The organism is Phaeodactylibacter sp. (assembly GCF_040219495.1).
Taxonomy (GTDB): Bacteria; Bacteroidota; Bacteroidia; order Chitinophagales; family Saprospiraceae; genus Phaeodactylibacter.
On the sequence record NZ_JAVJSK010000039.1, the window covers coordinates 16,110 to 30,951 of the forward strand.

Annotated in this window: 7 protein-coding genes; 4 read left to right on the top strand and 3 right to left on the bottom strand. The window is 50.9% G+C overall.

Features of this window, described 5'->3' with window-relative positions:
* Positions 1-2: 2 nt before the first annotated feature.
* Positions 3-302 carry a hypothetical protein gene (locus tag RIC19_RS05405; protein ID WP_350177273.1) on the top strand — a complete coding sequence of 100 codons (300 nt, stop codon included), beginning with the start codon at positions 3-5 and terminating at the stop codon, positions 300-302.
* Between the two features lie 511 nt (positions 303-813).
* On the opposite strand, the gene RIC19_RS05410 is transcribed toward RIC19_RS05405, so the two are convergent.
* The 3 genes from RIC19_RS05410 to RIC19_RS05420 all read right to left on the bottom strand — a co-directional run bounded on the left by RIC19_RS05410 (position 814) and on the right by RIC19_RS05420 (position 3,759).
* On the bottom strand, positions 814-1,488 hold the full coding sequence (locus tag RIC19_RS05410; RefSeq protein WP_350177274.1) for a hypothetical protein: 675 nt from the start codon (positions 1,486-1,488) through the stop codon (positions 814-816).
* 2 nt (positions 1,489-1,490) lie between these two features.
* Positions 1,491-2,906 carry a S41 family peptidase gene (locus tag RIC19_RS05415; protein ID WP_350177275.1) on the bottom strand — a complete coding sequence of 472 codons (1,416 nt, stop codon included), beginning with the start codon at positions 2,904-2,906 and terminating at the stop codon, positions 1,491-1,493.
* A 64-nt stretch (positions 2,907-2,970) separates the two neighbouring features.
* Positions 2,971-3,759 carry an AraC family transcriptional regulator gene (locus RIC19_RS05420; RefSeq protein ID WP_350177276.1) on the bottom strand — a complete coding sequence of 263 codons (789 nt, stop codon included), beginning with the start codon at positions 3,757-3,759 and terminating at the stop codon, positions 2,971-2,973.
* Between the two features lie 401 nt (positions 3,760-4,160).
* On the opposite strand from RIC19_RS05420, the gene RIC19_RS05425 reads away from it, so the two are divergent.
* The 3 genes from RIC19_RS05425 to RIC19_RS05435 all read left to right on the top strand — a co-directional run bounded on the left by RIC19_RS05425 (position 4,161) and on the right by RIC19_RS05435 (position 14,824).
* A complete protein-coding gene (locus RIC19_RS05425; RefSeq protein WP_350177277.1) occupies positions 4,161-5,798 on the top strand; it encodes a T9SS type A sorting domain-containing protein in 1,638 nt (545 codons plus the stop codon).
* A gap of 227 nt (positions 5,799-6,025) precedes the next feature.
* Positions 6,026-10,147: a hybrid sensor histidine kinase/response regulator transcription factor gene (locus tag RIC19_RS05430; RefSeq protein WP_350177278.1), complete on the top strand. Its 4,122-nt coding sequence runs from the start codon at positions 6,026-6,028 to the stop codon at positions 10,145-10,147.
* 153 nt (positions 10,148-10,300) lie between these two features.
* Entirely contained in the window at positions 10,301-14,824 is a 4,524-nt protein-coding gene (locus tag RIC19_RS05435) for a DUF8693 domain-containing protein (RefSeq protein ID WP_350177279.1), read from the top strand.
* Positions 14,825-14,842 lie beyond the last annotated feature (18 nt).

A 14,842-nucleotide genomic window follows, 5' to 3' on the forward strand; every position in this document is an offset into this window, starting at 1 on the left:
ACGTGCGCCTCAACGGCTGCTCCGAGAGCCCCCTCTGCAACGACGGCCGCTGCCTGGCAAAGCTCGCACTCTACTTCCGCTGCTGCCCCACCACGCTGCCCGACGCGCAGATCAACGAGTACCTACTCCTGCTGCGCGACACGCAAGCCCCCTCCTATTCCTACTTCAAGCACACCGTGTACGGGCTGCGCATGGCCTTCCGCCTCACCGGCAGGGAAGACCGCGCCATCCGCTTGCCTTCCATAAAGCGCATTAAGTCCCTGCCTGCTGTCTTCAGCAGGGCGGAGGTCAAGATGCCCTAAACTCCTAATGCCTTGGCAAACCGACGCGGATTGCCCTGCTTGTTTAGGGCCTGGGCACAAAAAATGGGCTCCTGGGTACGCGCCCGGCCTGCATAAAGTCCAATTTTGCCGGATGCGGGCAGCCAAAAAGAGTCAAGCTGTCTCTAAATTGCCCGCCACCGGGACCGCCCCGGCCCTAAAAAGCCCTATTGATTACCTCAGTGTATGTTTGGAGGTGCACTTCGGCTGATAATCAAAGCCTTGTGAATCCCGGTCATACCGGGACGTCATGGAAAAATGCTTATTTGACCCCGCAATTCTGCGGGGCAGGCTCCGCCAAACGCGCATTTTTCCATTTAGCCATAACCACAACTCTTTGATTATCAACTCTCGTTTGCTCCAAACATACACTCATAGTGCCCGCTTCCACTACTCGGCTCCGGCTTCGTACAACACCAGAGCGTAAAGTCTTGGCTTGCAGCCGACTTTCGCTCTTAGTTATTGGCAGTAGTTGTTTTCTTGATAAGCTCAATTACTCATTTAATTCAATAGCTATTTCCTTAAGGGCTATATCAATTTTATCCCTACCTTGTTTGTAACCAAATATGATGTTTTGCAAATTATCTTCTAATACATATATTCTATTAATAAATTGAATACGTTCACGAGTATCGAAATCGATCTCTTGATTAACCATGTTAAAATTTTTTATCAAAACAGGCTCTATAACTCTTTGAAAGGCGAGTGTATACTCTTCCTGTAATGTTTCGATATCTTCGTCGTAAGTATAATAGACCGAGCTTACGGTAAAAAGCAAGTTGCTATTTTTAATTATTGAAACAATATCAGAATATTTAATTAATTCAAAGGCGCTCTTGTCAACAGCAAAAAAATTATACGTTGACAATTGTAAACACTGTTCCGCTTCTATATCCTCATTGCTTCCTAATTTATCTCTCAATAAAGCTAGGCTATCAGCCCTACTTAAATTAAACGTAATCAGTTCATCTAGTGAAGCCTTATCACTTTCCAGGGACTCTTTTAATATGGTCAAAAGATTTTGTTTTTTCTCTGTTAAGCTTTTTTCAACCGCCCTGTTATTAAGCCAAAAGGCTAAAATTACACTAAACAGAACTACAATAAAATTAAAAAGGTGGGCTGACCACGTTTTATTCATCGCACTTAACAAGAACTTGATCTTCTTCATATCTACTCATTATTTTCACGAATTAAATTTAGGGCAAATTCAAATTTGCTGTTTTTGCCTTTAACAATATCGCTCCATTTTTGAAATACTTTATAATCAGGAATTACTCCAAGCCCAGGTTGTTCTGGTTTGACATTTATTTTATAATGCACAATTGGTATTTTAACTTTTATCTTTGTATTGGGCAACTTTACATAATGGTCATAACCGCTTACATTCCCTTCATAAGTACCACCTGTTTCTTCTCCTATAAATAGGGCTCTATCAGTCATTTTTAACATACTGGAAAATTCTGCTCCACCAGAAAATGTCACACCACTTGTTAGTACATAGACCTTGCCCGTGTATACTAATTCTTGTTGCGGCTTTTTATAATTAAAATTTGAATAATAGTCACTCATTAATGTAAACTTACCTCGATGTGGAATGTCCTTAACTATGCTCCAGCCATCTTCGATATCTGATTTATCATTTTTGAAATTGTCATACAAGTTTCTTGGCGCTAACACCTTTTCATATTTCTGAAAAGGTTCTTTAATTAAATAACTAACAAGCAGATTTTCGTTACCCTCTGCACCACCTACATTTTCTTGAACATCTATAATAAGGTGCTTAATATTTTTCTTTTTGATTTCTGTAAAACTTTCTAAATAAAATTTCTGAAAATCTTCATGGCTATAAAAATCGGGAATGGATAAATATCCTATACTATCAGCAATGGTTTTATACTCAAAATCAGAAGGTCTTTTTACGGTATTTAATCTGTTCTTTTCATCTTTTATTTTAGGTAAAGATGTTGCGTTAATGGTAAATGTTTTAATTTCTTTCGAGTCATATTTTTTTATCTTGATTTTAAAGGTCTTGTGTTTACCGTAAGCAAGAGCATATTGTAAAGGGAATTCCCAGCTTACCCATTCGTAAAATGAGGTTTCGTTAAAGCCGTCTGTAACTATATAAGGCTTTAAGTTTTGCATAATACTTGGTAAAGTATTTCCATTTATAGAAAGAATTTGGTCGCCAAACTCTAAACCTGGATTGTGCTTGGAATAGTACTTGGTCAAAATTACCTTTTTATCTGAAAACTCCATACCAATAGGTATAAATGATTTTGATAAACCAAGCTTAGTTTTTGTCCAAAATGAAGGCTCTGCTCCAGAGTGTCCTTCGTTAGTAAGCGCAATTAAGGCACTTACTTTTTTGAAAAATTCAACCTTATCGGTAGCTTCAATGGTATTTCTTATACTATCTATTTTTTGGTCAACTATTTCTTTTTCCACATATTGATAAAGTCCCTGATGATTCACTCTAAGTTCTTGCACTAAAAAGTCATAGTCGATTAGTAGTTTTTCTTTAGGTACCTGGCTGTGAACCTCCGCAGAAAAAGCCAAAAGGAATAAAAGCGATATGATTTTGTTCATCTCAATTGTTTTAACACAAATTTAGACGAGGACAAATTAAATGACTTGTAAAATCTTGCAATTACTAATCTTGAAGTGTTTTCTGATAATTTCGTGGAGAAAGACCAATAAAGCGTTTAAATTGATTTGAAAAATGAGCCATATCTGTAAAGTTGTACATATATGCTAAGTCTGTAAGATTAGTGGTTTTTGAAATTGATTCCTTGGCTTCAAACACACGATTCATTAAAACATAATTCATGGGTGACATACCACAAAAATATTTGAAAGTTTTCGCAAACTTAAATTTATCCATTTCGCAGTGTTGGGCTATCGTATCCAGATTAATAGTGTTCTTAAGGTTGGTATCTATAAACTTTATAGCTTTCCCCCAATCCTTATTGAACCTAAAATTAGTTTCGTGGCATGTTTTGGTGCTATGACGTATTAGCCTCTTTAGAAATTTTTCAAGTAAAGAGGGGTCTAACTTATTCTGGTTTTCTTTCGTGTAATTTATTAGATTTAGAAAATGACTATTTAGTTGCATATCTAAGAATGAACGTTTTTCAAAAAAAACATGTTCTCTGCCAGCTATTTCGTCAATGACATTTTGAGGAACATAAATAGTATGGAACGATAGCTTTTGATGATGTACTAAAAGCGGATTAGCATGGATTTCATCTGGGTTAGTGATTGAAGTGTGATTCTTTTCACTGTAAATTCGTTTTTTATTAATTTCAATACATTCAATACCTTCTGTAATTAAGGAAATACAAAAATGTTTATGGTAGTGATCAGGAAAGGGTTTCGATTGACCAATCATCGAAAGTATTTCAATGTCTTTTCGGTTGTTTATTTTGATTAGTTCTGTCATTCTTTAATTACCGCCAACAGCCCGCATAAACGCAGGTGGGGCGTTTAGCCACACTTGCCGTTTTATGCTGTGTTGTACAAAACCTAAAGGTAACTGAAACGGGTGCCTAAGCCTCCATTTCGTTACCTTTAGTCTTATTTCAAATATTTAAACTTCAAGATGATGAAAAAAAACGGTAATTGAAAGAGCCTGTGCTCAAAAAATGGCCCCCCAGGTACGCGCCCGGCCTGCATAAAGCCCAATTTTGCCGGATGCGGGCAGCCAAGAAGGGGCAAGCTGCCTCTAAATTACACCGCCACCGGGACCGCCACGGCCTCAAAAAGGCCTATTGATTACCCCATAGTGCCCGATTCCACCGCTCAGCTCCGGTTTCGTACAACACCAGAGCGTAAAGTCTTGGCTTGCAGTCGACTTTCGCTCTTAACATTAATGGCAATGCAGCAAGCTGCAATGCCACGGTAACGGTGGAAGACAACGTACCGCCAATGGCTATCTGCCAGAACGTAACCGTCCAACTGGATGCTAACGGCAACGGTTCTACTACTCCCGCAGCGGTCAATAATCTGTCGTCCGATAACTGCGGTCTCGCCAGCCTGACGCTGGACGTAATGGACTTCACCTGCGCCGACGTAGGCCCCAATACGGTGACGCTCACGGTAATCGATGTGAACGCCAACCCGGCCACCTGCACCGCTACGGTTACGGTGGAAGACAACGTAGCTCCTACCGCGCTTTGCCAGAACGTCACCGTGCAACTCGATGCCAACGGAAACGGCTCTACCAAGGCTAACGCAGTCGACAACGGTTCCAACGATGCATGCGGGGTCGCTTCGCTTTCCCTCAGCCAGGCCAGCTTCGGCTGTGCAGAGGTCGGCGCTAATGCCGAGACCCTCACCGTCACCGATGTCAACGGAAACGTCAGCACCTGCAGCACTACCGTCACCGTTGAGGATAACGTAGCACCTACTGCGCTTTGCCAGAACGTCACCGTCAACCTGGAGCCAAACGGAACATATGCGCTAAAGCCAACCGATGTTTATAATGCGGGGGCCAGCAGTGATAGTTGTGGGATTGCTTCTGTAAGCTTCCCTCCCGCTTCCTTTACCTGTGATCAGGCCGGGGCAGCCTTCCCCATCACTGTGACGGTGGAAGATTTCAGTGGGAATACAGACCAATGTATAGCTATGGTCAGCGTGGAAGCCGGCACCGCCCTGCCCTCCGGCTGGGCCGCCAGCGATATCGGTAGCCAGGGCGCCGGCAGCAGCTATGACTACGACCCCTGCGCCAGCAATAACCCTAACCGGGGCGACTTCACTGTATCCACCGGCGCCTACAATCTCATCCCCAACAACAGCGACAACCTCGCCTTCATCGGGCGCGAGCTGTGCAACAACGGCGGCATTCAGGCCCGCATCGAGGATGTCAGCGGGGGCTACGCCGGGCTCATGATACGTGAAAGCAGCGCTCCGGGCGCTAAAATGGTCGCCGTGTATTCCAACCTCACCAGCCTGCTGAGGCGGGAAATCCGCACCACCGACAACGGGCCGAGGGCTTCCGCCAGCCACTTCGCCCCCTTCCCCTACTGGCTAAGGCTCGTGCGGCAGAACGACTACATCCGGGCTTTCTACCGTACCTCGGACAACGGCAGCTGGACCCTCTTCCATCAGGCTTACCTGCCGATGAAGCCCTGCGTGGAAATGGGGCTGGCCGTCTTCACTACTGACCCGAACGGGCAGGCACAGGCCACCTTCAGCCAGGTGCAGTGGCAGTCCAACGTGGGCGGTAACAGCCTGGCCCTCTTCAATGAAGGCGCCGCAGCAGCACAGCCGGAAGAACGGGAGGCCAGCGTCTTCCCCAACCCGGCACGTTCCGGCTTCACCCTCGCCTTTTCCAAAGCCCCCGAAAGCAGCGGTACGGCCATCCTGCGCAATCAGATGGGGCAAGCCCTGGAGCAGCGCCAACTGCTGCCGGGCGAGGCCGCTACGGATTGGGACATAAGCCGCCTGCCGGGCGGGCTGTACCTTTTGGAGGTGCGCTAGGAAGGGTGGCCGCCACAGGTGCTGCGGGTGGTGAAAGCCAACTAGCATAGCACCTCTTCTACGTTACGGTATTCTGAGAATTGCCCGGGGTTTTACGCGCTGGGCAATTTTCTTTTTTTAGCCTCTATGCCGACTATCTATGTTTGTCCGGCTTATCATTCTATCCGATGAAGTATTGCATCTTCAATACAAATGGTTGTATGTTTGCAAACCACTAGTGGAGTCCCATGAAATCCAGGCTCAAAATATCGTTTGCAATAGCAGTGCTGCTTCCGTACTTACTTGGCGGCGGCTCGCTGAGCGCACAGGGGCCACTTTCGGAAAGCACCCTGCCTTTGCCCACGCAGCGCCTCGTCTGGGATATGGCTACCGGGCCGGAAGGCTACCTTTGGCTGGCTACAAAACTTGGCTTATTCCGCTATGACGGGCACCGGTACGTAGCGTACACTGATGCTCAAGGCACGCCCAACCGCATCAGTTACAACGATGTGATGCAAGTTTTGCCTACTCGGGACGGGCAGCTCGCGCTATTCAATGGCGTGCATACCGTGGATGTACTGAACCCTGCAACCAACACACTGAAGACCCACGACATAGGCGCAGGCACCTCACCCCGGGGTGCTATCAGGACGGCTTGCCGGCAGGCCGATGGCCGGGTGTTCTTCATCACCGAGCACGACGAAGGCTATGCCCTGTTCGAATACTTAGACGGAGCCTTCGAGCGGTGCTTTGAGCGCCGGGAGAAACGGCTGACAAACCCCAAGATGACAGCACAAGGCAGCCGGCGTTTTCATTTGGCGGCTCAGGAAGATGGTTCGTTCCTGCTGCACGATCAGGAAAACGGGCTGCTGCACCTGAGCAACGATGGGCAACTGCTGCGCCGCTTTTCACCAAAAGGGAGAAAGAACGAAGCCTTGAACTTTTTCCAGGCAGAAAAACAAGGCGGGATCATACTCGCGTATGACGCCAAAAGCGGTATTTACCGCGTAGACCTGGCCAAGGGCAAGATAGAACTGGATGCGCGCTTTCCCGATGACGACTACGTTATCTGTAAAGCTGACGAACACGGCAACCTGCTATTCGGCGCTAAAGACAACAGCGGTATTATCAAATCTTTATGGATGCTCGACACGGAGGGCCACTTTACTGAAATAGAAGACTTATCCACCTGGCCGCCTTTCGGCATCCTGGTATACGGGCGAAATTTCTCGGATTTTTTCTACCTGGTCTCAGACAATGGGCTTTTGAAGATCAATACGAGGGAGCGGAATGTCAAGAGTTACTTAGCAAAGATGGGCATCAGTGGACGTGGGATAATGGGTGACGGGCAAGGGGGCATTATCATTACCACAGAGCGGCACGGCTGGTACCGGCTGGATAGCGCCTCCGATCAGACAAGCCCTATTGAGACCGGGGATATGGGCTACCCTGACCTGACCCCTCCGCAGTACCCGCGCAACCTGATTAAGGATACCAATGGCGATATCTGGGCATCGGCTTACGGAAACCCGCCGGTGACAGCCACACCTGATGGCTACCTACTGCGCTACCGCCCCTCGGAGGGCAGTGTGCGGGCTTTCAAAAACAAATACCGTATCGAAGCGCTGCTGCTGGATAAGTCCGGGATGTTTTATATAGCTTCGATTGGTACCTTGCAAAAGTTTGACCCTGCCACCAGCCAATTCGTCGAACTGCCAGGCAATTATGGCTTTTCACTCGCTCAGGGCGTCATCCCCAACTGCATCATGCAAGCTTGCAACGGAAAAGTATGGATAGGCACGGAAAAAGGGCTGGTGCAGTTCGATCCTGAGGACAGCAGTTTCGTGTCCTTTGGCGATGAAGGAAATAGGCCCGCACCATTTAGCAACAACATCATGGCCATCCACGAAGCTCCCGACGGGCGGCTTTGGCTGGGTACACAGGGTGGGCTGCACCTATTCAACGCGGCTACAGGCCAGGTAGAAACCTACACAGACCGCAACGGCTTGCCCGACAACAACGTATGCGCAATTTTGCCCGATGAACACGGTAATATATGGCTGGCTACTTTCAAGGGCTTAAGCTATTTTGAAACCAAGGCGAAGCGGTTTCGCAATTTCTACACCTCCGAAGGCTTCAACCACAACGAGTTTAACCGCCATTCCTTTTACCGTACCGAAGATGGCACCTATTTTATCGGGGGCATGGATGGCTTCAACGCCTTTCGGGCGGAGGAACTGATGGCGGAGAAGGCGGTCCCGAGAATTTTATTGTCGGAGATTGCCTTTTTTGGCCCAGGGGGAGACTCCCTCATCACGCGAACACATGGCTTGAGCAGGCTGCGTTCGATCGTGCTGCCAGCGGCTAACCGCTTTTTGCAACTCCGCTTTGCCCTCGACCATTTTTCGCACCCGGAACAAAACAGCTACTCCGTCTTTTTGGAAGGCTATGATGCCGGTTGGATGTCACTGGGCAATGTAGCCGAAGTGCGCTACAACAATCTGCCTCCGGGCAAGTACCGCCTTCATGTGCGGGGTGCAGGCCCCAGTGGTATCCTTTCGGAAAACACCATCGAACTGAACGTCCATGTGAGGCAATTCTTTTACCAAAGCGCTTGGTTTTACTTACTGCTTCTGCTGACAGGCATGGCGCTGATCGCCGCTTGGATCAGCCGGCTGCGCACGGAAAAGCTACGCCTCAAGGCTGAGGTCGAAAAGCGCACGGCGCAAATATGGGCAGATAAGGAGACTATTGAAAAACAGGCCAGCGAACTTCAGGAACTGGACCGGATAAAATCCCAGTTTTTCGCCAACATTAGCCATGAGCTCCGCACCCCGCTCACGCTCATCCTCAGCCCCCTGAAGCGGATACTGAAAAACGACAGCCTCAACCTGCCTGCCGTACGGCAACACCTGGAAATAATGGAAAAAAACGGCGAGCTCCTGCGCCTGCAAATTGAAGAGCTCCTCCAACTCAGCCGCCTCGATGCCGGAAAAGCAGCCCTGCAAAGAAGCTTAGTGGAGCTGAAACCGCTGCTGCAAAATACATTGGACCGCTTCGCACCCGCAGCTGCGCAGAAAGGCATAGACTTGGTCCTCGACTGGCAATTGCCGGAGATGCCGACGGTACTGCTCGACGCGCCAAAATTTGAAAAAATCATTAGCAATCTGATAGACAACGCCCTGAAATTCACTGCATCAGGCAGGGTCCAACTAACGGTGAGCGGTCAAGCTACAGCGCAACAGAACAAGCAGGTACTGCAACTGTGCGCAGCCGTTACCGATACCGGCAGAGGCATAACTCCCGTAGACCTGCCCCACGTTTTCGAGCGCTACTTCCAAACCCGAAGCGATGTTCTTGCTACCGCGGGCAGCGGTATAGGCCTGGCTTTGGCCAAATCGTTTGCGGTGCTAATGGGGGGAGACATCACGGTGGAAAGCCGCATGGGCGAAGGGAGCACTTTCACCTGTCGCCTGCCTTTGCCACTGGGTGAACCTAAAGCTTCAAAAAGCAGCAGTAGCAGCAGTCCAGAAAAGAGTCTTAAAGAAGCTGCAGAGCCCATAGTCTATCAGCTCCCCACGGCAACCAATGCAGACGGGCAGGCTGCAGAACGGTCCACCATCCTGCTAGCCGAAGACAATCACGACCTCCGGTATTACCTCCAACAAATACTGAAAGCCCACTATGAAGTGGTGGCAGTAGAAAATGGGCAGCAAGCCCTGCAATACCTCCAATCGGAATCTCCGGTTCAAAACCTGCTCATCCTGAGCGATGTCATGATGCCAGTGATGGATGGCTTTACGCTGCTGGAAAGCGTGAAAGCCGAAGAGGGCCTGCGAAAAGTCCCCTTCGTGATGCTCACCGCCAAAGCGGGCAGCGAAAACCGGCTGCGCGCCCTCCGTATGGGCGTGGACGATTACCTGCTCAAGCCCTTTGAGGAAGAAGAGCTGCTCGCGCGAATCGCCAACTTATTGGCCAACCTACGGCTGCGCTTGCAGTTCGCCGCAGAAGACCAGGTGCCCGAGCCAAATGAAGATACCGCTGAGCAGGAATGGCTGGAGACCGTGGAAAAAACTGCTCTCGCATCCCTCAATGACCCACAGCTGAGCATAGATTTCCTGGCGAAAAAAACCGGGCTAAGCCGCAGCAGCTTCCACCGCCGCATCAAAGCGGAAACAGGCCTGACGCCTAATTTATACCTTCGAGAAATACGTTTGCAGCAGGCTCGCCAACTGCTCGAAGGCGGCCTTGTAGACAGCGTCGCAGAGGCCGCCCGGCAGGTCGGCATCCGAAAGAGAGCCTACTTCTCGCAGTTATTCCAGTCCCGGTTCGGGCGCCTGCCTTCCTCCTATTTTCAACATCCGGAATGATTGTTCATCCTGAACGGCGTAGCAAGCTCCTGCTCCACTAACGCAGGCTTTTGGCCTGTTTGACCGAAATGGGGCACATGCTGACTGAATTGTGGCATGCCCTAAAATAGCGCACCTCGGCAGAGACAATAAACTTTGCAAAAACACACACTAATGACACCTTCCAAAAATAATATGCACTACAATACAGGAAATTCATGTTTCAATAAAGCAAGGCAGGTTGGGCTATGGATATTGTCTATGCTGTTGGCCGTGACGCCGGCCTGGTCAGGGCAGGTCTCTTTCATATCAGCTACTGATATATTGCTCATTGAGCCAGGTGGCGTAAACGAGGCCCCCAAACTGCCCAAAAGTGGCATCGGTGGAATTGTTACCGTGAGCAGCAATCAGGCCGATACCTACCAAGCCGGGATCAAAAACCCTAAACCCTTACCAGGCAATGCCCAGGTGGCCGAAGCCTTGCCAACTTGCCCAGCCACGGGGACGCTGACCTGGACTGGAGCTGCCGATACCGATTGGGGCAATGCCTCCAACTGGGATGCCGGTTGCGTGCCCATTGCCGACAATGAAGTCGTCATTCCGGATGTAGTCAATGCCCCCGTCATCATGGACGGCACGGCAGCGGCAGCCATGACGGTTATGGTCATGCCCGATGCCTCGCTAACCCTAGAGGCTATGGGCAGCCTCACCCTGGAAGGCGCTACGGGTATGCCTTCCGGCGGCCTGTACAACCAAGGTACAGTGACCAACAACGGACAAGTGGATATCGGGGCGAGCATCAGCCCCGGCGAGTACGGCCTGGTCAACGAAGGCTCGTTCAGCAACGAGGCTGGCAGTGAATTGAGCATTGACCGCGCGGGCAACATCGGTCTGTGGAACAAAGGCGGCACCTTGGCTAATGAAGGGAAAATCACTACCGGTGCGGTGGCGGGCACCTTACGGCCGGGCATCTACAACGAAGGCGACATCCAGAACAATGGCGGGGAAATAGAAATAGACCGCTACAACGGCGCGGGCATAGACAACCGTCCCAACAGTACAATTTCCAATTCGGGGCGGTTGGCCATTGGCCAACTATCCGGGCCTCTGAGCACCTGCATTTACAACTTCGGCCATATCCAAAACCTCGCCGGCGGCAAAATCGAATTGGATAACGGCAGTTCCGGTATTTTCACCACCACGACCGGTGGCGTCAGCAGTTCGTTTACCAATGCGGGCGAAATCGCCATCGGACAAATAGCCAATATCGGCGGCCCCGGCATTTACAACCAAAGTGCCTCCGGCGCCTCGGCCTTATTTGAAAACAAAGCCGATGGCGAGATACTGATAGACCGCTTTAGCGTAGGTATCCACAACGGTGACAACTGCGCGTTCGACAACGCTGGGCTGATTAAAATAGCGTCCACAGTGCTTGGAACTGGTCCTAGTCCTGCTCTCTATAACCGAAGCACGTTCAACAACTATGCCGGCGCCGAGATTCAAATAGACCGTATCTCTAGAACTGGCCTGCAACATGATGAGGGTACTTTCACCAATGGGGGCAAGATCATCGTCGGCATTAATGTGACGATTACCAATTTCAGTCCGGGGGTTTACAACGACGCTGAATTTGTCAATCAGGCTGATGCGGAAATACACATTGACCGGTTCACGCACGTGGGCTTCCAAAATACATTCAACAGTTCGATGACCAATGCGGGCCTGATCAAGATCGGTGAAAACGTACTCGGCGGCAACAACGGCTTGTACAATGACGGGACTTTCGAGAATCAGGCCACCGGTGAAATCCATGTGGACAATATACCCGACGGTAGCAGCCAAAACGGTGTTTTCAATGCCTCTGGCGATACCTTCACCAATGCCGGCAAAATTTTTATCGGCAGCACCAGCGGAGCGGGATCAACAGGACTATTCAATGGTGGCAATTTCTCCAACAACGGCGAAATCAGTGTAGACAATGTTTACAATAGCCCCTCTGGCGATCACGGTCTATACCACCGTTCTGGCAGCTTTTTGAATACCGGTAAAATCAGTATCGGTGCCACTGGCAGCGCCGGCGACTGGGGCATATATACCTCCTCCACGTTCGACAACGAGGCAGATGGCGAAATCACTATTGACCAATGCGGGGTAAGCGGGCTGCGCAATGGCAGTTTTGGGGGCGGGGCTCTTTTCACCAATGCTGGTAAGCTGGCCATCGGCGCCAACGCAGCGGTAGGCGACTGGGGGCTTTGGAACGACAGCCAATTCAACAACAGCGGCGAGCTGAACATAGACAACGCTGCCGTCACCGGCCTGCGCCACCAATCAAACACCTTCACCAATACCGGCACCGTGGTGCTGGGCGGCATCGCCAATATCGGTGAATGGGGCCTATGGAATCAGTCCACGTTCAACAACGAGGCCGCCGGCGAAATCCACATTGACCGCAGCAGCAACACCGGGCTGCTCAATTTCCTGAACACCTTCACCAACGAGGGCGTCATCACCATCGGTGCTAATGCGGCCGTGGGCGACCAAGCGCTCTACAACGAGGCTACTTTCGACAACGAGGCCTGCGCGGCGCTCAATATCTATGCACCCCTGTACAACGATGCTACGCTCAACAACTCAGGTGTGGTCTTATCGAGCACGGCAGAGCCGCACACCAACTCGGGCTTCACTAACGAAGGCGTCATCGCTTACCCCGGTGGTAACCCGATACCGAACGTGACCAACAATGAGATTATCGTTGCGCCGGTAACCTCCAATAGCTGCGATGCCGTTAGCCCAGCCTTTACGCTTAGCAGCCTGATAGACTTTGACATCGCAGGCGTGTTCACGGACGAGGCAGCGACCCTGTCGGCTGGCACTTATGCAGTTGCCACCAATACCTTCACGCCAACGGAATCTTTGGAAGAGGACACGTACAGCTATTTCGTGCAAATAGCCGACCCTGTTGGAGGATGTACCCGCACCGTTCCATGGAACTTGACGATTGTAAGCTTGTTCCCCAGTGATGCCTTCCTTCCCGCCGGAACAACGCTAGCCGCCCCCTTCATAGGAGTCACTGACTACGACACTGACCACTTCATTTGCGGGGGTGAAGAGGCGGTCTACGGCACCCAGGCTGATGCGTCAGATATTGACGTGACCTGGAGCATTTCCGCCGGCGGTACGATCCTTGCCGGTGGCAACGCCAGCAATGTGAAGGTGCGCTGGGAAAATCCTGGCATTCACACCTTGACCTTCGTAGCAACTAACGTAGCCTCAGGCTGCACGAGCACCAATTCCCTTGAGGTGACGGTGGACGGTGATGCCCCCGTTATTTCCTGCGAAGACATTACCGTTGAGCTGGATGCTAACGGGGAGTACATGATGGCCAATGACGAAGCTTTGCTAAGCATCACGGACGACTGCCACGTTCTGGGCCCCTTCACCGAGGGCGACCCTGGCGCGCGAATGTTTGATTGTAATGACGTGGGCATGACTTTCTCTCGTACTATGGTGGCTAATGATAGTGCAGGCAACCAAGGTTCCTGCAAATACAACGTTACAGTCGAAGACAACATCGCACCCACCGCCGCCTGCCTCAACACTACCGTCGCGCTACAGCCGGACGGCCTTTACCACTTGCAGCAGAGCGATGTGTACGATGCCGCCAACAGCAGCGACAACTGCTCTATCGACAACGTCTCTTTCCAGGCTGCCACCTTTGGCTGTGACGATGTGGACCTTACCTTCCCGGTCACAGTGACGGTGCTAGACCCCAGCGGTAAAAGCGACAATTGTACGGCTAATGTCACTGTGGTACCCGGCACCACTCTGCCCCCAGGCTGGGCTGCCAGCGACATCGGCGATCAGGGGCCCGGCAGCGACTACGCTTACGACCCCTGCGTCAGCAATAACCCTAACCGGGGCGACTTCAATGTATCCACCGGCGCCTACAACCTCATCCCCAACACCAGTGACAATCTCGCCTTCATAGGGCGTGAGCTGTGCAACAACGGCGGCATTCAGGCCCGCATCGAGAACGTAAACGGGGGCTACGCCGGGCTCATGATACGCGAAAGCAGCGCTCCGGGCGCTAAAATGGTCGCTGTGTATTCCAACCTCACCAGCCTGCTGAGGCGGGAAATCCGCACCACCGACAACGGGCCGAGGGCTTCCGCCAACCAATTTGCCCCCTTCCCCTACTGGCTAAGGCTCGTGCGGCAGAACGACTACATCCGGGCTTTCTACCGTACCTCGGACAACGGCAGCTGGACCCTCTTCCATCAGGCTTACCTGCCGATGCAGCCCTGTGTGGAAATGGGGCTGGCCGTCTTCACCACTGACCCGAACGGCTCTGCTTCTGCTACCTTTGGCAACGTGCGCTATCTCAGCAATGTGGGCGGCACCAGTCTCTCCGCTCCCAACACCCTAAACTGGGAAACCTGGCAGCCCGATGCCCTCAAGGCCAGCATAGCACCAAACCCGGTACGCAGTACATTCACCCTGCAATTCTCTACAACACTCCCGGCGGATGGCTCTGCGACCCTATTCAATGAGTTTGGGCAGCAGGTGGCTCAAATGCCCCTGCGCGAAGGAGAGCAGTTCATAGGCTGGAACGCCAGCCATCTGCCCGCAGGGCTTTACTTCCTGGAAGTCACCACACCGGATGGCTACCGGGAAGTGCTAAAGGTGGTGCGGCAGTAAATTTTCTGACGAACTTAT

Excerpts from the sequence above, each read along its gene's own strand:
- RIC19_RS05410 (WP_350177274.1), bottom strand. The coding sequence starts at position 1,488 with ATGAAGAAGATCAAGTTCTTGTTAAGTGCGATGAATAAAACGTGGTCA.
- RIC19_RS05435 (WP_350177279.1), top strand. The coding sequence starts at position 10,301 with ATGACACCTTCCAAAAATAATATGCACTACAATACAGGAAATTCATGT.
- RIC19_RS05415 (WP_350177275.1), bottom strand. The coding sequence starts at position 2,906 with ATGAACAAAATCATATCGCTTTTATTCCTTTTGGCTTTTTCTGCGGAG.
- RIC19_RS05420 (WP_350177276.1), bottom strand. The coding sequence starts at position 3,759 with ATGACAGAACTAATCAAAATAAACAACCGAAAAGACATTGAAATACTT.
- RIC19_RS05430 (WP_350177278.1), top strand. The coding sequence starts at position 6,026 with ATGAAATCCAGGCTCAAAATATCGTTTGCAATAGCAGTGCTGCTTCCG.